Source organism: Vibrio hannami (assembly GCF_029589055.1).
Lineage (GTDB): Bacteria > Pseudomonadota > Gammaproteobacteria > Enterobacterales > Vibrionaceae > Vibrio > Vibrio hannami.
In genome coordinates this window covers 120205-140493 of record NZ_JARQZP010000006.1, presented here as the reverse complement: position 1 = coordinate 140493, position 20289 = coordinate 120205, and the positions used below count along the sequence as shown (strand labels likewise).

At 43.8% G+C, this 20289-nt stretch carries 22 protein-coding genes and 1 pseudogene; all 23 read left to right on the top strand.

Annotated features, from left to right (window positions below; genetic code table 11):
* The first annotated feature begins 28 nt into the window (after nucleotides 1-28).
* The 23 genes and pseudogenes from P7F88_RS11935 to P7F88_RS11825 all read left to right on the top strand — a co-directional run bounded on the left by P7F88_RS11935 (nucleotide 29) and on the right by P7F88_RS11825 (nucleotide 20286).
* The gene (locus tag P7F88_RS11935) at nucleotides 29-700 is read left to right on the top strand and encodes an amino acid ABC transporter permease (protein ID WP_277825014.1); all 672 of its coding nucleotides are present in this window, start codon (nucleotides 29-31) and stop codon (nucleotides 698-700) included.
* On the top strand, nucleotides 697-1431 hold the full coding sequence (locus tag P7F88_RS11930; protein WP_277825012.1) for an amino acid ABC transporter ATP-binding protein: 735 nt from the start codon (nucleotides 697-699) through the stop codon (nucleotides 1429-1431). Before P7F88_RS11935 ends, P7F88_RS11930 begins: the two co-directional genes overlap by 4 nt.
* A 254-nt stretch (nucleotides 1432-1685) precedes the next feature.
* Nucleotides 1686-1820 carry a 50S ribosomal protein L34 gene (gene rpmH / locus P7F88_RS11925; protein WP_093278272.1) on the top strand — a complete coding sequence of 45 codons (135 nt, stop codon included), beginning with the start codon at nucleotides 1686-1688 and terminating at the stop codon, nucleotides 1818-1820.
* Between the two features lie 12 nt (nucleotides 1821-1832).
* A complete protein-coding gene (gene rnpA, locus P7F88_RS11920) occupies nucleotides 1833-2189 on the top strand; it encodes a ribonuclease P protein component (RefSeq protein ID WP_277825010.1) in 357 nt (118 codons plus the stop codon).
* Complete coding sequence (gene yidD, locus P7F88_RS11915; protein ID WP_277825008.1) at nucleotides 2156-2413, top strand: membrane protein insertion efficiency factor YidD; 258 nt, start codon at nucleotides 2156-2158, stop codon at nucleotides 2411-2413. Before rnpA ends, yidD begins: the two co-directional genes overlap by 34 nt.
* Nucleotides 2414-2415: 2 nt before the next feature.
* Complete coding sequence (gene yidC / locus P7F88_RS11910; RefSeq protein ID WP_277825006.1) at nucleotides 2416-4038, top strand: membrane protein insertase YidC; 1623 nt, start codon at nucleotides 2416-2418, stop codon at nucleotides 4036-4038.
* A gap of 319 nt (nucleotides 4039-4357) precedes the next feature.
* Entirely contained in the window at nucleotides 4358-5719 is a 1362-nt protein-coding gene (gene mnmE, locus P7F88_RS11905) for a tRNA uridine-5-carboxymethylaminomethyl(34) synthesis GTPase MnmE (protein WP_277825004.1), read from the top strand.
* A gap of 176 nt (nucleotides 5720-5895) precedes the next feature.
* On the top strand, nucleotides 5896-6330 hold the full coding sequence (mioC, locus tag P7F88_RS11900) for an FMN-binding protein MioC (protein WP_277825002.1): 435 nt from the start codon (nucleotides 5896-5898) through the stop codon (nucleotides 6328-6330).
* 498 nt (nucleotides 6331-6828) lie between these two features.
* Nucleotides 6829-8721 carry a tRNA uridine-5-carboxymethylaminomethyl(34) synthesis enzyme MnmG gene (gene mnmG / locus P7F88_RS11895; RefSeq protein ID WP_277825000.1) on the top strand — a complete coding sequence of 631 codons (1893 nt, stop codon included), beginning with the start codon at nucleotides 6829-6831 and terminating at the stop codon, nucleotides 8719-8721.
* The gene (gene rsmG / locus P7F88_RS11890) at nucleotides 8721-9356 is read left to right on the top strand and encodes a 16S rRNA (guanine(527)-N(7))-methyltransferase RsmG (RefSeq protein ID WP_277824998.1); all 636 of its coding nucleotides are present in this window, start codon (nucleotides 8721-8723) and stop codon (nucleotides 9354-9356) included. Before mnmG ends, rsmG begins: the two co-directional genes overlap by 1 nt.
* An 11-nt stretch (nucleotides 9357-9367) precedes the next feature.
* Entirely contained in the window at nucleotides 9368-10141 is a 774-nt protein-coding gene (locus P7F88_RS11885) for a ParA family protein (protein WP_277824996.1), read from the top strand.
* Between the two features lie 21 nt (nucleotides 10142-10162).
* A complete protein-coding gene (locus P7F88_RS11880) occupies nucleotides 10163-11050 on the top strand; it encodes a ParB/RepB/Spo0J family partition protein (RefSeq protein WP_277824994.1) in 888 nt (295 codons plus the stop codon).
* Between the two features lie 179 nt (nucleotides 11051-11229).
* Nucleotides 11230-11625, top strand: a complete 396-nt coding sequence (locus P7F88_RS11875; RefSeq protein ID WP_277824992.1) for a F0F1 ATP synthase subunit I — start codon at nucleotides 11230-11232, stop codon at nucleotides 11623-11625.
* 3 nt (nucleotides 11626-11628) lie between these two features.
* Nucleotides 11629-12444 (top strand): F0F1 ATP synthase subunit A, encoded by an 816-nt coding sequence (atpB, locus tag P7F88_RS11870; protein ID WP_277824990.1) that lies wholly within the window; start codon nucleotides 11629-11631, stop codon nucleotides 12442-12444.
* A 62-nt stretch (nucleotides 12445-12506) separates the two neighbouring features.
* Nucleotides 12507-12758: a F0F1 ATP synthase subunit C gene (gene atpE, locus P7F88_RS11865; RefSeq protein ID WP_275130663.1), complete on the top strand. Its 252-nt coding sequence runs from the start codon at nucleotides 12507-12509 to the stop codon at nucleotides 12756-12758.
* 64 nt (nucleotides 12759-12822) lie between these two features.
* Complete coding sequence (atpF, locus tag P7F88_RS11860) at nucleotides 12823-13293, top strand: F0F1 ATP synthase subunit B (RefSeq protein WP_277824988.1); 471 nt, start codon at nucleotides 12823-12825, stop codon at nucleotides 13291-13293.
* A gap of 14 nt (nucleotides 13294-13307) precedes the next feature.
* Nucleotides 13308-13841, top strand: a complete 534-nt coding sequence (gene atpH / locus P7F88_RS11855; RefSeq protein ID WP_277824986.1) for a F0F1 ATP synthase subunit delta — start codon at nucleotides 13308-13310, stop codon at nucleotides 13839-13841.
* Between the two features lie 14 nt (nucleotides 13842-13855).
* Nucleotides 13856-15397: a F0F1 ATP synthase subunit alpha gene (gene atpA / locus P7F88_RS11850; RefSeq protein ID WP_277824984.1), complete on the top strand. Its 1542-nt coding sequence runs from the start codon at nucleotides 13856-13858 to the stop codon at nucleotides 15395-15397.
* Between the two features lie 62 nt (nucleotides 15398-15459).
* Nucleotides 15460-16329: a F0F1 ATP synthase subunit gamma gene (atpG, locus tag P7F88_RS11845; RefSeq protein ID WP_277824982.1), complete on the top strand. Its 870-nt coding sequence runs from the start codon at nucleotides 15460-15462 to the stop codon at nucleotides 16327-16329.
* 34 nt (nucleotides 16330-16363) lie between these two features.
* Nucleotides 16364-17767, top strand: coding sequence for a F0F1 ATP synthase subunit beta (gene atpD / locus P7F88_RS11840; RefSeq protein ID WP_277824980.1), 1404 nt, complete (start codon nucleotides 16364-16366; stop codon nucleotides 17765-17767).
* An 18-nt stretch (nucleotides 17768-17785) separates the two neighbouring features.
* Nucleotides 17786-18211, top strand: a complete 426-nt coding sequence (locus P7F88_RS11835) for a F0F1 ATP synthase subunit epsilon (RefSeq protein WP_277824978.1) — start codon at nucleotides 17786-17788, stop codon at nucleotides 18209-18211.
* Between the two features lie 165 nt (nucleotides 18212-18376).
* Nucleotides 18377-19740: pseudogene (gene glmU / locus P7F88_RS11830) on the top strand (bifunctional UDP-N-acetylglucosamine diphosphorylase/glucosamine-1-phosphate N-acetyltransferase GlmU).
* 84 nt (nucleotides 19741-19824) lie between these two features.
* On the top strand, nucleotides 19825-20286 hold the full coding sequence (locus P7F88_RS11825) for a F0F1 ATP synthase subunit epsilon (RefSeq protein ID WP_277824976.1): 462 nt from the start codon (nucleotides 19825-19827) through the stop codon (nucleotides 20284-20286).
* Nucleotides 20287-20289 lie beyond the last annotated feature (3 nt).

The following is a 20289-nucleotide window of genomic DNA, read 5'->3' as shown; positions in this document are numbered from 1 at the left end:
CTCCTACTCTGTCGTTTAAGAGGTTTTCATGGGTTTTGATATCAACTACATGCTGGAACTAATGCCAATACTACTCAAGTATCTGAGCACTACTATGGAAATGGCTATTCTGGGATTGATATTCTCTACGATTCTGGCTGTCATCATTGCTAATATTAGAGTGTTCAAGATTCCGGTTCTGGATCAACTTAGCCAGTTGTACATTAGCTTTTTCAGAGGAACGCCATTGCTCGTTCAGCTATTCCTCTTTTACTACGGCTTACCTCAGATTTTTCCTATCTTTGTTGGTCTAGATGCATTTGGAGCAGCGGTTATCGGGCTTGCCCTCCATTTTGCAGCCTATATGGCAGAGACCATCCGTGCAGCAATTATTGGTATCGACAGAAGCCAGATGGAAGCGAGTTTATCCATTGGCATGACAACCCCTCAGGCAATGAGAAGAATCATTCTTCCTCAGGCAAGCCGTGTCGCTCTGCCTTCGATGATGAACTATTTTATCGATATGATTAAATCTACCTCTCTTGCCTTCACCTTTGGTGTTGCAGAAATCATGGCCAAAGCGCAGATGGAAGCTGCATCGAGCTTTCGCTTCTTCGAAGCATTCCTGGCGGTGGCTTTAATTTACTGGGTGATTGTAGTGTTGCTCACTCAGGTACAGAACAGAGTTGAAGTTAGATTGAATAAGGCATATCAAAGATGATCAAACTGGAAAATATTCACAAGCAATTTGGTGATACGTCTGTTCTTTCAGGAATTGATCTGGATATCAAAAAAGGCGAAATCATCGTAATCATTGGCTCTAGCGGTACAGGTAAATCTACCCTTCTGCGTTGCGTTAACTTCCTTGAGTCTGCAGATAAAGGAAAGATAACGATAGGAGATGCCACAGTTGATAGTGAAAATAGCCATAAAAAGGAAGTCTTGAACCTTAGACGCAAGACTGGTTTTGTATTTCAGAATTACGCACTCTTTGCTCACCTAACAGCAAAACATAACATTGCCGAGGGTTTGATTACCGTTCATGGCTGGAAAAAAGAAGATGCTTATAACAAAGCCCAAGCAATCTTAGATGAAATTGGTTTAGGAGATAAAGCCGATAGTTACCCAACTGCACTTTCTGGTGGCCAGCAGCAGCGAGTAGGTATTGGCAGAGCAATGGCACTATCTCCAGAGCTACTTCTTTTTGATGAACCAACATCAGCTCTAGATCCAGAATGGGTTGGTGAAGTACTTAACCTTATGAAAAATCTCGCTAACCAACATCAGACAATGATGGTAGTCACACATGAAATGCAATTTGCCAAAGAAGTGGCGGACAGAGTGATCTTTATGGCTGAGGGAAAAATAGTTGAGCAAGGTTCTCCACAAGAAATCTTTAGTAATCCACAAGATCATCGTCTAAAGAAGTTCTTGAACCGCGTAGGGATCTAAATATTTATCCACTATTGTGGATAATCTTTAGTGATCAGGTATTGAATCGATCTGATCAAAAGATCCTTGAGATTTGGTTCACAAAACGTATAATCCGCCAACCGGAATAAAATCGCTCTGTGAGCCTTATAATGATTGACTCTTGTGTAGTCAGTGATTACAATTCCGCCTCTTTGTTGAGAGGCGTCGGATGTTAAGTCCCACGCCGGGTTTAACAAAAACCTATAAACTACTGATCAGTAAAGGTATATACCATGAAACGCACTTTTCAACCTTCAGTTCTAAAGCGTAAGCGTACTCACGGTTTCCGTGCACGTATGGCTACTAAGAACGGTCGTAAAGTTATTAATGCACGTCGTGCTAAAGGCCGTAAGCGCCTATCAAAATAATTCGCGGTTATTTTGAGTAAGTACGCGTTCAATCGGGAGTTACGTCTGTTAACTCCCGAGCATTATCAAACAGTATTCAAGCAAGCACATAGTGCTGGCTCCCCTCATTTCACTATCATTGCTCGTAACAATTCTCTTTCTCACCCTCGTCTGGGCTTAGCTGTTCCTAAGAAACAAATCAAAACTGCTGTCGGTCGAAATCGCTTCAAACGTTTGACTCGCGAAAGCTTCAGAACAAGACAACACAAACTTCCAAATAAAGATTTTGTTGTAATTGCGAAAAAGAGCGCGCAAGATTTGAGTAATGAGGAAATGTTTAAATTATTAGATAAATTATGGCGTCGCCTTTCTCGCCCTTCTCGTGGCTAGCTATCGGATTGATATATATATATAAGTGGGTAATTAGTCCGCTTATAGGTCCGCGTTGCCGCTTTACACCAACCTGCTCAACTTATGCTATTGAGGCAATAAAAATGCATGGTTTTGTAAAAGGGTGTTGGTTATCTGGCAAACGTCTATTAAAATGCCACCCTTTGAATGAAGGGGGATATGACCCCGTTCCACCAATACAAGAAACTGACAGAGATAAATAACAATGGATTCTCAACGTAATATCCTGCTTCTTGCACTGGCTTTGGTTTCTTTCTTGCTGTATCAACAGTGGCAAGTAGAGAAAAATCCGGCGCCACAGCAAGTTGTTCAAGCACAAAATGACGGTACACTGCCGGCCCCGGCAATTGCTGATGAGCTTGACCCTGCACCTGAACAAAACGCTTCTGCAAAACTGGTAACTGTTACGACTGATGTACTGACTCTGTCAATCGATACATTTGGTGGTGATGTTGTTTCAGCAAAACTGAACGAATATGCTAAAGAGTTTGAGTCTGATGAACCATTCCAGATTCTTAAAAACACTCAAGGTCACGTTTATATTGCTCAAAGTGGTTTAGTTGGACCGCAAGGTATCGACCTGAGCAGTACTAGCCGCCCTAACTACTCTGTTTCAGCTGACGCATTCACTCTTGAAGATGGTCAAGATGAACTACGCGTACCTCTGACATACACAGCTAACGGTATTCAATACACCAAAACCTTCGTTCTTAAGCGTGGTTCTTACGCTGTAGATGTTGATTTTGATGTAACTAACAACTCTGGCAGCAACGCTACTTTTGGTATGTATACTCACCTTCGTCAAAATCTTGTAGACGCTGGTGGTAGCCTAACAATGCCAACATACCGTGGTGGTGCGTATTCAACAGAAGATGTACGTTACAAAAAGTATAGCTTTGATGATATGCAAGATCGTAACCTTTCTCTTAACCTGACTGAAGGTAAAGGTTGGGTTGCAATGCTTGAGCATTACTTCGCATCAGCATGGGTTCCACGTAACGAGCCAGGTTCAACTCTGTATACACGTGTCATCGGCAATCTTGGTGATATCGGTGTTCGTATGCCAAACAAAACTGTTGCTAACGGCGAAAGTGCGAATTTTGAAGCGACTCTGTGGGTAGGTCCAAAACTACAAACCCAAATGGCTGCAGTAGCTCCGAGCCTTGATCTGGTTGTGGATTATGGCTGGCTATGGTTTATCGCAAAACCTCTTCACTGGCTACTATCAATGATCCAGGGCATTGTTGTTAACTGGGGCGTGGCAATCATCTGTCTGACCTTCATTGTTCGTGGTGCGATGTACCCACTAACCAAAGCGCAGTACACCTCTATGGCTAAAATGCGTATGCTTCAGCCTAAGCTACAGGCAATGCGTGAGCGCATCGGTGATGACCGTCAGCGTATGAGCCAGGAAATGATGGAACTGTACAAGAAAGAGAAAGTAAACCCACTTGGTGGCTGTCTACCAATCTTCCTACAGATGCCAATCTTCATTGCACTATACTGGTCTCTGATGGAATCGGTTGAGCTTCGTCACTCGCCATTCTTCGGCTGGATTACTGACCTTTCAGCTCAGGACCCATACTACATCCTTCCTCTATTAATGGGTGCAAGTATGTTCATGATCCAGAAGATGAGCCCGACAACTGTAACGGATCCAATGCAGCAGAAGATCATGACCTTTATGCCGGTTATGTTTACATTCTTCTTCCTGTTCTTCCCATCAGGTCTGGTTCTATACTGGTTGGTATCGAACATCGTAACGCTGATTCAACAGACGCTTATCTATAAGAATCTGGAGAAGAAGGGCTTACACTCTAAGAACTAAGATTTGAAAAAATCGAAGAAAGGCGGCCAAAGGGTCGCCTTTTTGTTATTGGCTGATAATATTAATAAAGCTTTATGCTTTGATGGTATTAGCGTAACAAGCATACAAGGACATGGATGGCCTTGTTTAAGCGTATAGGGATATCTTGAGCGGCTTGTGGAGTTAATTCCATTAAAGCAATGATAATAATCTGGAGCATGGGAAATTAGTTTGTATGACGCCGTAAATCCATCCCTGGAGGCTTGAGCAAAACATCCTTGTTTTGCACACATACAAACCAACACCCCCATACTCCCCCAACATCCCCGGAATTTAACAAATGACTACAGACACTATTGTTGCTCAGGCAACAGCACCCGGCCGTGGTGGTGTGGGAATTATCCGTGTATCAGGCTCAAAAGCAGCTGAAGTAGCACAAGAAGTAACAGGTAAAGCTCTAAGGCCAAGATACGCAGAATACCTGCCATTTAAAATGGCAGATGGTACCGAACTTGACCAGGGCATCGCTCTGTTCTTCCCTAACCCGCACTCGTTTACCGGAGAAGACGTTCTCGAGCTTCAGGGACATGGTGGTCCGGTAGTTATGGACATGTTGATTAAACGCATACTGGAGATATCCGGAGTACGTCCAGCTCGTCCAGGAGAGTTTTCAGAACGAGCCTTCCTGAACGATAAGATGGATTTAACCCAGGCAGAAGCTATTGCCGACCTTATCGATGCAAGCTCAGAAGAAGCTGCCAAATCAGCTCTTCAATCGCTTCAGGGACAGTTTTCAAAACGCATAAATACGCTGGTGGAGTCACTTATCCATCTGCGCATTTATGTAGAAGCGGCTATTGATTTCCCGGAAGAAGAGATCGATTTTCTGTCAGATGGAAAAGTAAGTGGGGACTTACAAACCATTATTGATAACCTTGAGGCTGTTCGTAAGGAAGCTAATCAAGGAGCCATCATGCGTGAAGGTATGAAGGTGGTTATCGCGGGTCGCCCAAACGCTGGTAAATCAAGCCTGCTCAATGCCCTTTCAGGTAAAGATACCGCCATAGTCACTGATATAGCAGGAACAACACGAGATGTTCTGAGAGAGCATATCCACATCGATGGTATGCCTCTGCATATTATTGATACCGCTGGTTTGCGCAATGCTTCAGACGAAGTAGAACGTATTGGCATAGATAGAGCCTGGGAAGAAATAGCTCAGGCCGATCGTGTACTATTCATGGTTGACGGAACAACAACCGATGCAACAGATCCAAAAGATATTTGGCCAGACTTTATTGATCGCTTACCTGAAAACATTGGAATGACAGTGATCCGTAATAAAGCCGATCAGACTCAGGAAGAGCTTGGGATTTGTCATGTTAATTCTCCGACTCTAATTCGTCTCTCCGCAAAAACAGGCGGAGGGGTTGATGCACTTCGTAATCATCTGAAAGAGTGTATGGGCTTTGCTGGGAACAGCGAAGGTGGCTTTATGGCGCGCAGACGACATTTAGATGCGCTAGAAAAGGCAGCAGAGCACTTTGATATTGGTCAACAACAACTCGAAGGCTTTATGGCTGGCGAAATACTCGCTGAAGAGCTTCGAATTGCTCAGCAACACCTGAATGAAATTACCGGGGAGTTCACCTCTGATGACCTTCTGGGAAGGATATTTACTTCTTTCTGTATCGGGAAGTAGTTACCAGGGGAGCTTTATAGCTCCCTTTTTAATACGTGTCATTATCCCAAATAACACTCTAGGCTCCTACCGTTCTCCAAGCCTAAAAGTCCCTTCACTCAATACCGTTGATTCCAATACAATTTCATTGAATACTGGATCTCAATTAACACACATTAATGAGGCTATATCTGACTATGATCCAGATAATTACAGGTAGCACACTTGGTGGTGCAGAATATGTTGGCGATCATCTTAGCGATCTCCTGATTGAAAGTGGCCTAGAGACAGAGATCCACAACAACCCTGTCCTGGAAGACATTCCGACCCAGGGAACCTGGCTGATCATCACTTCTACACATGGTGCTGGTGACTATCCGGAAAATATCCAACCCTTTATCAACAGCCTGATTGCAACACCACCAAAGATGCAACATGTTAAATTTGCAGTAGTGGCAATTGGAGATTCAAGCTATGACACCTTCTGCCAGGCAGGAAAACGAGCGTACGAAGTTCTATGTGATATAGGCGCAAAGCCAATAGCAGAGTGCTTTACAATAGATGTGCTAGAGTCTCAAGTTCCTGAGGAGCCCGCAGAAGAATGGCTAAAAACACATATTAGTTTATTTTAACATTTAGTCTAAGAAAACAAACCTGGCGGAGTTAGATACATAGATTGTGGATAACTAAACTGAACTTATTCTCTTTAGTTATTCAGACCATAAAATAACGAATGTGGATAAAATTGAGATTAACAAGTGATCAAGCTATAGTTATCCAATTAATAACTTTGATCACTTTTAATCTCTGTTGATAAGTAGCCGTTTTGATCCCAGCAATCACAAAGGAAGATCAAAACCTGATCACATCATTTGATCACTCTCTAACTCATGATCTTATTGATCTTTTTCTGCTTACCCACAAGATCATGTTTCCCTAATAGTAGATCTAATAAAAAGATCTTTATATAGATCATATATACATTAATCTTTTCTGACGAAACCAAAAAATAGTGAAATAGATTTTCTCAGTGCAGCAAAACAGGTAAAATGCTGCTCCTTTTTATTATTCCATTTTCTTTGAGTCTGATATTTGTCATCAGTCTCTTTAGCTCTATCTAAGGTCGTTCAATGCTTTATCACGAATCATTTGATGTTATCGTCGTTGGTGGCGGACATGCAGGAACGGAAGCTGCATTAGCATCAGCTAGAACAGGATGCAAAACTCTGTTGCTGACTCACAATATCGATACCTTAGGCCAGATGTCATGTAATCCGGCTATTGGCGGTATAGGTAAAGGACATTTGGTAAAAGAGGTTGATGCACTAGGTGGTATCATGGCTCAAGCCATAGACAAAGCTGGAATTCAGTTTCGAACACTTAATGCATCTAAGGGGCCGGCTGTCAGAGCTACACGAGCCCAAGCTGATCGCGTTCTTTATAAAAACGCCATTCGCAACGTTTTAGAAAACACTCCAAATCTGACTTTATTTCAACAGCCCGCAGATGATCTAATTGTTGAAAATGATCGTGTAGCCGGTGTTATTACTCAAATGGGGCTCAAATTCCTCGCCAAATCGGTTGTATTGACCGTTGGTACCTTCTTGGGAGGAAAGATCCATATTGGTATGGAAAGCTCCTCAGGAGGCCGTGCAGGCGATCCTCCATCGATCGCTTTAGCGAACAGATTGCGAGATTTGCCACTTCGCGTGGATCGTCTAAAAACGGGTACCCCTCCTCGTATCGATGCTAATAGTGTTGATTTTTCAGTGTTGGAAGCTCAGCACGGCGATAACCCAACACCAGTATTTTCGTTTTTAGGTAACAGAGAACAGCATCCGCGTCAGATTCCTTGTTATATAACGCATACAAATGAGAAGACCCATGATGTTATTCGGGCTAACCTGGATCGAAGCCCTATGTATGCTGGGGTTATCGAAGGTATTGGTCCGCGTTATTGCCCATCAATTGAAGATAAAGTGATGCGTTTTGCTGATAAAAACAGTCACCAGATCTTTATTGAGCCAGAAGGCTTAACGACGACAGAGCTTTATCCAAATGGGATTTCAACAAGTTTACCATTTGATGTTCAGGTTCAGATTGTTCGTTCAATGAAAGGGATGGAGAACGCTCATATTGTTCGCCCAGGATATGCAATCGAGTACGATTTCTTTGATCCAAGAGATCTGAAGAACACTTACGAAAATAAGTATATTCAGGGGCTATTCTTTGCCGGACAGATCAACGGTACCACAGGGTATGAAGAAGCTGCTGCTCAAGGTTTGATGGCTGGTCTGAATGCTAGTTTGTACTCTCAGGATAAAGAAGGCTGGAGCCCGCGTCGTGATGAGGCGTACATGGGCGTTCTTATCGATGATCTCTCTACAATGGGTACTAAAGAACCTTACCGTATGTTTACTTCTCGTGCTGAGTATCGATTACTGCTTCGTGAAGACAATGCAGATCTTCGTTTGACTGAAAAAGGCAGAGAGCTTGGATTGGTTGATGACGAGCGTTGGGCTCGATTCAACGAAAAGATCGAGAATATGGAAAAAGAGCGTCAACGCCTGAAAGAAACCTGGATGAATCCTAAATCAGAAGGGGTTGATGCGTTGAATGCTCTTCTGAAAACGCCTATGTCACGTGAAGCTAGCGGTGAAGATCTTCTTAGACGCCCTGAGATTACCTACGATCAGCTTACCGAGTTAGATGCTTTCTCTCCGTCGTTAGAAGATAAACAAGCGGCTGAGCAAGTTGAGATTCAGGTTAAATATGAAGGTTATATCCAGCGTCAGCGTGATGAAATTGAGAAATCGCTTCGTCATGAAAATACGAAGATCCCTGCAGATTTCGATTATGACACTGTGCATGGACTATCCAACGAAGTTGTTGCCAAGCTTAAAGACGCCAAACCAGACACCATTGGTATTGCGTCTCGCATTTCTGGAATAACCCCTGCCGCTATTTCCATTGTTTTGGTATATCTGAAAAAACAAGGCTTACTCAAGAAAGGTGAAGAGTAATGAATCCGCTTAGAACAAAACTTGATTCTCTTCTTTTGCAAACTGAACTTGATGTTTCAGAACAGCAGAGGCAGCAACTGGTTGGTTACGTAGAGTTATTGAACAAGTGGAACAAAGCGTATAACTTAACTTCGGTCAGAAAGCCTGAGGATATGTTAGTGAAACATATTCTCGATAGCATTGTTGTGAGCCCGCTTCTTAATGAGCAAAGATATATTGACGTTGGAACTGGCCCAGGACTGCCGGGCATTCCACTAGCAATTATGAAACCTGATTGTGAGTTTTTCCTTCTTGATAGTCTTGGAAAGCGAATTCGGTTTATTAAACAGGTACTGCATGAGTTGAAGATAACGAATGTAACTACTGTACAAAATCGTGTTGAAGAGTTTCAACCGGAAGAAAAGTTTGATGCTGTATTGAGCCGGGCTTTTGCATCAATGACGGACATGGTGGAATGGTGTCGCCATTTACCAAAGCCAGAAACAGGTAAATTTTTTGCGCTAAAAGGACAATATTCAGAGCAAGAGGTTGCGGAGTTACCGGATTGGTGTAGTGTGATCGATTTCAAAGCTTTGAAAGTTCCAGAGCTTGAAGGCGAAAGACATCTAGTAACCTTAGCGGATAAGGGTTTGTAGAGAGGTTAATTGTGGGAAGAATCATAGCAATCGCTAACCAGAAAGGTGGAGTAGGAAAAACTACCACTTGTGTCAATCTTGCTGCTTCTATGGCAGCAACAAAGCGTAAAGTTTTAGTTATCGATCTCGACCCTCAAGGCAACGCAACTATGGCTAGCGGCGTTGATAAGTATCAGATCGATGCGACTGCTTATGACCTGCTTGTTGAAGATACGCCATTTGAGGAAGTTGTTTGTCGAAAGACAAGTGGAGGTTACGACTTAATAGGTGCAAATGGTGATGTAACCGCCGCTGAAATCAAGTTAATGGAAGTATTTGCCCGCGAAGTAAGGCTAAAAAATGCTTTAGCCATGGTTCGTGATAACTATGATTTCATCTTTATAGATTGTCCCCCTGCTCTAAACCTACTTACAATCAATGCCATGGCCGCAGCAGATTCAGTGCTAGTTCCAATGCAGTGCGAGTATTTCGCCCTTGAAGGTTTAACTGCATTGATGGATACCATTAGCAAATTAGCTGCGGTAGTAAATGAAAACTTGAAGATTGAAGGATTGCTCAGAACCATGTTCGACCCGCGTAACCGTCTGTCGAACGAAGTATCTGATCAACTTAAGAAGCACTTTGGTGACAAAGTATACAGAACTGTTATTCCAAGAAATGTGCGACTTGCCGAAGCTCCAAGTCATGGCAGACCCGCTATGTACTATGACAAACATTCTGCTGGTTCAAAAGCGTATTTAGCTTTAGCTGGTGAGATGCTTCGCCGAGAAGAAGTACCCGCATAAATTTTTGAGGAATAATCATAAATGTCTAAACGTGGTTTAGGAAAAGGCCTGGACGCGCTTCTGGCAACCAGTTCAATTGCCAGGGAGAAGCAACAGATTGCTTCTCATAGTCAATCTTTGTCTGCTGACGGTGAATTGGCTGATATTTCTGTATCCGATCTAAAACCGGGTATTTATCAGCCCCGTAAAGAAATGTCACCCGAAGCTCTGGAAGAACTTTCTGCTTCTATTCAGTCTCAAGGGATTATTCAGCCTATTGTTGTTAGACAGCTGGCTGATAGTTCTTACGAAATTATTGCAGGTGAGCGACGCTGGAGAGCGGCTAAGCAAGCTGGATTGCGTCAGGTCCCATGTATTGTAAAGAACGTTCAGGATAATGCTGCTATAGCAATGGCTCTGATTGAGAACATTCAACGTGAAGATCTGAATGCGATTGAGGAAGCTCAGGCATTAGAAAGGCTTCAAGATGAATTTGAGTTAACTCATCAACAGGTCGCAGATGTTATTGGGAAGTCGAGAACAACAGTAACTAACTTACTAAGACTCAATCAGCTGGATACCGATGTTAAAAGCCTTGTTGAGCAGAAAAAACTAGAGATGGGGCATGCAAGAACGCTATTGTCTCTGGAGAGTGGTCAGCAATTTGAAGTAGCAAATGTCATTGCGGCTAAGCAAATGACGGTTCGTCAGGCCGAAAAATTTGTAAAAAAATATTTAGAGCCTAAAAAAGAGCAGCAAGACAAAGAAGTTGATCAGGAAGCAGTTGATATATCTGAGAGATTAACAAAAAGTATTGGCTCAGAGGTTTCTCTGGTTCGTTCCAGTAAAGGTAAGTCTAAGTTAACAATAACATTTGACGAACCTCACAAATTAGAGCAGTTGATAAAACTGCTTGATAGCGATTCATAAGTGGCTTAGAAGCTACACTTGTTGCATCAGATATTTTGAAAGTTGTAGGTTTGTAAACAAAATTGTTATTAAATGCTGCGTTTTTATTGCATTAATAATAGCTCAACGTATAATTTTCGCCGAAATTCCATGCACAGTTATATGTGCGAAGTTGGAAGTATAAAAAGAGGTAAGAATACATGGTAGCTGCGCTGGCTAGACCAGGACGAGCGCTTGCAAAGCGATTGTTATTGATTCAATCTAGCGTGGTTATATTAGTGGCAATAGGAATGGCACTAGCCGTGAGTATTGACTGGGGAATGTCTGCGTTAATTGGCGGTGGTATCTTCGTAATAGCAAATGCGGTCTTTGCGTTTTGTGCTTTCTTGTATAGTGGCGCAAGGGTGGCTCGTGCTGTAACGGTTTCGTTTTACACCGGCGAAACGCTGAAAATCCTTATCACAGCAATCCTGTTCTCTATAGCCTACGTGTATATCCCAGTGGAACTTGTTCCACTAAAAACAACCTATTTGCTGGCTTTAGGTCTTAATATCTTTTTGCCCGCGTTTTTCATTAACAACAAAAAAATAGGATAAGTTATGGCTGCTGCGCATGGTGAAGCGCTTACGTCTACAGGATATATTGATCACCACCTGACCAACCTTTCTTTATATAAGTTGGGCTTGGTTGCGGAGGAGACAAGCTTCTGGAACGTACATATCGATAGCCTGTTCTTTTCTATGTTTACAGGGATGTTATTCCTTTGGGTATTTCATTCTGTAGCAAAGAAAGCGACTACAGGTGTGCCAGGCAAGCTTCAGTGTGCTGTTGAAATGATTGTTGAATTTGTCGCTGATAACGTCAAAGAGACATTTCATGGACGCAACCCATTGATTGCACCGTTGGCACTGACTATCTTTTGTTGGGTTCTGCTAATGAATATCATGGACTTGGTTCCAATTGATTTCTTACCGTACCCAGCTGAACATTGGTTAGGTATCCCTTACCTAAAAGTGGTGCCTTCTGCTGATGTTAACATCACCATGGCTATGGCACTTGGCGTCTTTACTTTGATGATTTACTACAGCATCAAGATAAAGGGGCTGGGAGGCTTTGCGAAAGAATTAGCTCTACATCCATTTAATCACCCTGTGATGATTCCGTTTAACCTGCTTCTTGAAGTGGTATCGCTGTTAGCGAAACCTCTTTCTCTTGGTATGCGTTTATTCGGTAACATGTTTGCGGGTGAGGTTGTATTCATTCTTATCGCTGCATTGCTACCATGGTGGCTACAATGGTTGGGGGCTCTTCCTTGGGCAATCTTCCATATTCTAGTTATTTGTATCCAGGCGTTTGTATTCATGATGTTGACTATCGTATATCTGTCGATGGCTCATGAAGACCCTGATCATTAATATTAATTTTTTTAAAGTTTTATTCGGCATAATAAGCCAACAACTATAAATTGGAGATAGTAATGGAAACTTTACTGAGCTTTTCAGCAATCGCCGTAGGTATCATCGTCGGTCTTGCTTCTCTTGGTACAGCGATCGGTTTCGCAATTCTTGGTGGTAAATTCCTTGAAGGTGCTGCTCGTCAACCAGAAATGGCTCCTATGCTACAGGTTAAGATGTTCATCATCGCTGGTCTACTGGATGCGATCCCAATGATCGGTATCGTAATCGCTCTTCTATTTACGTTCGCGAACCCATTTGTTGGTTCTCTATAATCGACAGATCTAAAGCTAAATAGAAACTTTGTCGTTTAAGAACAAATAGAGAGGGGTAGCTGTTGTGAATATGAACGCAACTCTGCTAGGTCAGGCAATAGCATTTACAATGTTTGTGTGGTTCTGCATGAAATACGTGTGGCCACCAATCATGAATGCGATTGAAGAGCGTCAGAAAAAAATTGCTGACGGTCTGCAGGCTGCTGAAAGAGCAGCAAAAGATCTAGACCTGGCACAAGCCAACGCTTCTGATCAATTGAAAGAAGCGAAGCGCACAGCAACAGAGATCATTGAGCAAGCGAATAAGCGTAAAGCACAGATCGTAGACGAAGCTCGTGAAGAAGCTCAGGCAGAACGCCAGAAGATTCTTACTCAAGCAGAAGCTGAAATCGAAGCAGAACGCAATCGTGCGCGCGATGACCTGCGCAAACAAGTTGCTACTCTGGCATTAGCTGGTGCTGAGAAAATCCTTGAGCGTTCCATCGATAAAGATGCGCACAAAGATATTCTCGATAACATTACTGCAAAACTTTAAAGCGAGGGGCGCATATGTCTGAATTGACTACAATAGCACGCCCCTATGCTAAAGCAGCGTTTGATTTTGCGGTAGAAAAAGGCGCATTAGACCAATGGGGTCAGATGCTTACCTTTGCTGCCGAAGTTACAAAGAATGAAGATATTGTTGGACTATTAACCAGTTCAGCGTCTGCAGATAAACTGTCAGAAATATTTATCGCGATTTGTGGCGAACAGTTTGATGAACATGGCCAGAACCTTCTGAAGGTGATGGCTCAGAATGGCCGACTATTGGCCCTTCCTGAAGTTTGTGATGAGTTTTTTGCTCTTAAACAAGAGCATGAAAAGATGGTTGATGCAGAAGTTATTTCTGCAACTGAACTAACCAAAAAACAAATTGCAGATATCAGCAGCAAACTTGAGCAGCGTCTGGAACGCAAAGTTAACCTGAATTGCAGTGTAGATGAGGCCCTACTTGGTGGGGTTGTTATTCGAGCCGGAGACTTAATCATCGATAACTCAACGCGCGGTCAATTAAGCCGCCTGAGCGATGCATTACAGTCTTAATGGGGATTGGAAGCATGCAACTAAATTCCACGGAAATTAGCGATCTAATCAAACAGCGTATCGAATCTTTCGAAGTTGTTAGTGAAGCTCGTAATGAAGGTACTATCGTATCGGTAAGCGATGGTATCATTCGCATCCACGGCCTTGCGGACGTGATGCAAGGTGAAATGATTGAAGTACCGGGTGGCCGTTATGCACTTGCACTTAACCTTGAGCGTGACTCGGTTGGTGCGGTAGTAATGGGCCCATATGCCGACCTTAAGGAAGGCATGAAAGTAACAGGCACAGGTCGTATTCTTGAAGTACCTGTAGGTCCTGAAATGCTTGGTCGTGTGGTTAACACACTGGGTGAGCCTATCGATGGTAAAGGTCCAATCGAAGCGAAGCTATCTTCTCCTGTAGAAGTTATCGCTCCGGGTGTAATCGACCGTAAATCGGTAGACCAACCTGTACAAACTGGTTATAAGTCTGTTGACTCCATGATCCCAATCGGTCGTGGTCAGCGTGAACTTGTTATCGGTGACCGTCAGACTGGTAAAACAGCATTGGCTATCGATGCTATCATCAACCAGAAAGACTCAGGTATTTACTCTATCTACGTAGCAATTGGTCAGAAAGCATCGACTATCGCTAACGTAGTACGCAAACTGGAAGAGCACGGCGCGCTGGAAAACACCATCGTAGTTGTTGCATCTGCTTCTGAATCTGCAGCGCTGCAATACCTTGCACCGTACGCAGGTTGTGCAATGGGTGAATACTTCCGAGATCGCGGTGAAGATGCTCTGATTGTTTATGATGATCTATCTAAGCAAGCGGTAGCTTACCGTCAAATCTCTCTACTACTTAAACGTCCACCAGGTCGTGAAGCATTCCCGGGTGACGTATTCTACCTTCACTCTCGTCTACTAGAGCGTGCTGCTCGTGTAAACGAAGAGTATGTAGAACGTTTCACTAACGGTGAAGTGAAAGGTAAGACTGGTTCTTTGACTGCTCTTCCTATCATCGAAACACAGGCTGGTGACGTATCGGCATTCGTACCGACTAACGTAATCTCGATTACCGATGGTCAGATCTTCCTACAGACAGAACTGTTTAACTCTGGTGTTCGCCCTGCGGTTGACCCAGGTATCTCAGTATCTCGTGTAGGTGGCTCAGCGCAGACTAAGATCATCAAGAAACTATCAGGTGGTATCCGTACAGCTCTTGCTGCATACCGTGAACTTGCAGCGTTTGCTCAGTTCTCATCTGATCTTGATGAAGCAACTAAGAAGCAGCTAGACCACGGCCAGAAGGTTACTGAACTGATGAAGCAGAAGCAATATGCTCCAATGTCAGTATTTGCTCAGGCACTGGTAATTTTTGCGGCAGAGCGTGGCTATCTTGAAGATATCGAACTTAACAAGGTTCTGGACTTCGAAGCAGCTCTACTATCGTATGCTCACAGCCACTTTGCAGATTTCGCAGAAGAAATCAGCAAAACGGGTGCTTATAACGATGAAATCGAAGCTCAACTTAAGAAGATTGTTGACGATTTCAAGGCAACCCAAACTTGGTAATTGGTTCTTTGCAAGTGGCCTGTTAGGTCACTGGCAATAATCCATAGAGAGAGAGTAATACGATGGCCGGCGCAAAAGAGATACGTAATAAGATCGGGAGTGTTAAAAGCACTCAGAAGATCACGAAAGCGATGGAAATGGTAGCAGCTTCTAAAATGAGACGTTCTCAGGACGCTCGTGAAGCTTCTCGTCCATACGCGGAAACAATGCGTAAAGTGATCGGTCATTTGGCTTGCGGTAATCTAGAATACAAACATCCGTATCTGGAAGAGCGCGAAGCTAAGCGTGTTGGTTACATCATCGTTTCTACAGACCGCGGTCTTTGTGGTGGCCTGAACATTAACTTGTTCAAGAAAGCCATACATGACATTCAGGACTGGAAAGAGAAGGGTGCAGATATCGAGCTTGCAATTGTTGGCTCAAAAGCGACTGCATTTTTCAACAACAGTGGCGCTAAGGTGGCCGCTCAGGTATCTGGTCTTGGTGACAACCCAAGCGTAGAAGACCTGATTGGTTCTGTTGGCGTGATGCTGAAGAAATATGATGAAGGTGAATTGGACCGCTTGTACGTGGTGTTCAACAAGTTTGTGAACACTATGGTTCAGGAACCAACGATCGATCAATTGCTACCACTGCCTAAATCGGAAAATGAAGAGCTGCAGAAACGCGAGCATTCATGGGACTACATTTACGAGCCAGAGCCGAAGCCGCTTCTGGATGCACTGTTGATTCGCTATGTTGAATCTCAGGTGTACCAGGGGGTGGTTGAGAATCTGGCATGTGAAATGGCTGCCCGAATGATTGCGATGAAGGCGGCAACAGATAATGCAACAAACCTAATCGAAGACTTAGAGCTTGTGTACAACAAGGCGCGTCAGGCGGCTATCACACAAGAACTATCTGAGATTGTAGGTGGTGCTGCAGCGGTTTAAGCATTGGTAAAACTAATTAGTTAGAGGATTAACGATGGCTACAGGTAAGATCGTACAGATCATCGGTGCGGTAGTCGACGTAGAGTTCCCACAAGGCGATGTACCTCGTGTATATGACGCGCTTAATGTGGTTGAAGCTCAAGAGCGTCTTGTTCTTGAAGTTCAGCAGCAGCTGGGCGGCGGTGTTGTTCGCTGTATCGTAATGGGTAGCTCTGATGGTTTACGTCGTGGACTGGCGGTAGAAAATACTGGCGCTCCAATCACTGTACCAGTAGGTACAAAGACCCTTGGACGTATCATGAACGTTCTGGGTGACGCGATTGATGAGCGTGGTGAAGTAGAAGCTGAAGAGCACTACGCAATTCACCGTGAAGCTCCAAGCTATGAAGAGCAGTCGAACGCGACTGAACTTCTTGAGACAGGTGTTAAAGTAATCGACCTGGTTTGCCCATTCGCTAAGGGTGGTAAAATCGGTCTATTTGGTGGTGCAGGTGTAGGTAAGACCGTTAACATGATGGAACTTATCAACAACATCGCACTTCAGCACTCTGGTCTATCAGTATTCGCGGGTGTAGGTGAACGTACTCGTGAAGGTAACGACTTCTACTTTGAAATGCAGGAAGCGGGTGTTGTAAACATCGAAAACCCTGAAGAATCAAAAGTAGCAATGGTATATGGTCAGATGAACGAGCCACCAGGCAACCGTCTGCGTGTAGCACTGACTGGCCTTACAATGGCAGAGCGTTTCCGTGACGAAGGTCGTGACGTACTGCTGTTCGTTGATAACATTTACCGTTATACCCTTGCGGGTACTGAGGTATCGGCACTTCTTGGTCGTATGCCATCTGCGGTAGGTTACCAGCCAACACTAGCTGAAGAAATGGGTGTTCTTCAGGAGCGTATTACATCAACTAAACAGGGTTCTATCACCTCTGTTCAGGCAGTATACGTACCTGCGGATGACTTGACTGACCCATCTCCAGCAACAACGTTCGCGCACCTGGATGCAACGGTTGTACTTAGCCGTAACATCGCTGCAATGGGTCTATACCCAGCGATCGACCCGCTAGACTCAACTTCTCGTCAGCTTGACCCACTAGTTGTTGGTCAGGATCACTACGACGTAGCTCGTGGTGTTCAGCAGACGCTTCAGCGCTATAAAGAGCTGAAAGACATCATCGCAATCCTTGGTATGGATGAACTGTCTGAAGAAGATAAGCTAGTTGTAGCACGTGCACGTAAGATTGAGCGTTTCCTAACTCAGCCTTATCACGTAGCGGAAGTATTTACCGGTCAGCCTGGCTGTTATGTATCTCTTAAAGAAACTCTTCGTGGTTTCAAAGGGCTACTAAGCGGTGAATACGATGACATTCCAGAGCAAGCGTTTATGTACTGCGGTACTATCGACGAAGCTATCGAGAATGCTAAGAAGCTATAAGGCTAAATAGGAGGCGATATGGCAGCAATTACCTTTCACCTGGATGTAGTTAGCGCGGAAAAGAGTCTTTTCTCTGGTCGTGTTGAAACATTTCAGGCGACCGGGAGCGAAGGTGAACTTGGTATTTTCCATGGTCACACACCGCTGCTGACCGCTATTAAGCCTGGCATGGTGCGTATCGTTAAACAGCACGGCCACGAGGAATTTATTTATGTTTCTGGTGGTATTATTGAAGTTCAGCCTGGTACGGCTACCGTACTGGCTGATACAGCAATCCGTGGTGAAGACCTTGACGCTGCTAAGGCAGAAGAAGCCAAGCGCAAAGCTGAGGAGCACATCCAGAATCAGCATGGTGATATGGACTTCGCACAAGCGGCCAGTGAACTGGCTAAAGCCATTGCTCAGCTTCGAGTTATCGAACTGACAAAGCAAAGAAGACGCTAATCTGTTTAGTGCATTGCTATAAAGGCGGCCAATTTGGTCGCCTTTTTGTTTTATATCACTTTATATCCTGTTTAATTTGCCAATTCTTAACATTTCGCTTTTATACTTTTTTTCGAACAAGTTAGAATCACATCTCAATATAAATAAGACAACAAGGTTATCTCCATGAAGTTTAGCGCGGTTATCCTGGCGGCGGGAAAAGGAACCCGTATGTACTCCAATATGCCAAAAGTTCTACATACTTTGGCAGGGAAACCGATGGCAAAGCACGTCATTGATACATGTACTGGCTTAGGTGCTCAGAATATTCATTTAGTTTACGGTCACGCTGGTGAACAGATGAAAGAGGTTCTGGGACAAGAGCCTGTAAGCTGGGTTCTTCAGGCTGAACAACTAGGTACCGGACATGCGGTTGATCAGGCTTCCCTAGTTTTGATGATAATGAAAAAGTGCTGGTACTTTATGGAGATGTTCCACTTATTTCAGAGGAAACCATAGTCAACTTGCTCGAAGCTCAGCCTACTGGCGGTATCGCATTGCTTACTGTTGTTCTTGACGATCCTACTGGCTATGGTCGAATCGTTCGTAAAAATGGTCCTGTAGTAGCGATCGTTGAGCAAAAAGATGCAAGCGAAGAACAAAAACTTATCAAAGAAGTGAATACCGGTGTTCTGGTTGCTACTGGTAAAGATCTGAAGCGTTGGTTATCTGACCTTAGTAACGATAACGCACAAGGTGAGTACTATCTGACTGATATTATTGCTGCAGCACACCAGGAAGGTGGTGCTGTGGAGGCTGTTCACCCTGCAAATCCTATTGAAGTTGAAGGGGTAAATAACCGCATTCAACTGGCTAAGCTAGAGCGTGCTTTCCAGGCGATGCAAGCAGAGAAGCTTTTGGAACAAGGTGTGATGCTACGTGATCCAAGCCGTTTTGATTTGCGCGGTAGCCTTCAGTGCGGATTGGATGTGGAGATTGACGTAAACGTAATTATCGAAGGTAGTGTAACCATTGGTGATAACGTGGTTATTGGCGCAGGCTGTATTCTGAAAGATTGTGAAATTGATGATAACTCTGTACTAAGTCCATACACGGTTATTGAGGAGTCTACAGTAGGTGAAGATTGTACGGTTGGGCCATTTGCCCGCCTTCGTCCGGGTGCAGAGCTTAAAAATGAAGCTCATGTTGGTAACTTCGTTGAGATTAAAAATGGTGTTATCGGTCTGGCATCTAAAGTTGGCCATTTGACGTATATTGGCGATACAGAGATCGGTAAAGATACCAATATCGGTGCGGGTACCATTACCTGCAACTATGATGGTGCCAATAAGTTTAAGACAATCATCGGTGACGATGTGTTTGTTGGCTCTGATACACAGCTGGTGGCGCCTGTTACGGTTGGTAATGGCGCTACTATTGGAGCAGGTACAACAGTCACTAAAAATATTGACGAAGGTGAGCTGGTTATTACTCGCGCCAAAGAGCGTCGAATTTCTGGTTGGCAACGCCCGGTGAAGAAGAAAAAGTAAGCACTATTCTTCGATGATTTGAAATATACTAGAGGTGACTTATGGATAGTCGCCTTTTTTTGTTAACGCTTAGCTGGAGATACTATGAGCGTCACTACTTTCTACCTTGATGTTGTCAGTGCTGAGAAACAGATATTTTCAGGTCGTGTCGAGACTTTTCAGGTAACAGGTAGCGAGGGGGAGTTTGGTATATATCATGGCCACGCGCCGCTACTAACTGCAATTAAGCCCGGTATATTGCGAATAGTTAAACAGCATGGACATGAAGAGCTTATCTATGTATCTGGAGGAATTGTTGAGGTTCAGCCAGGTATGGCTAATATTCTGGCAGATACTGCGATTCGTGGAGAGGATATTGATGCTGCAAAGGCTGAAGAGGCGAAACGGAAAGCTGAGGAGCGCATTCAGAACCAGCATGGAGATATGGATTTTGCCAAAGCAGCAAGAGAACTGGCGAAAGCAATTGCCCAGTTACGAGTGGCTGAGTTGACGAAAAAAGGAGAAAGACCGTTTAGTACGATATTTCTCCTTTTTGGATACGACTAAAAG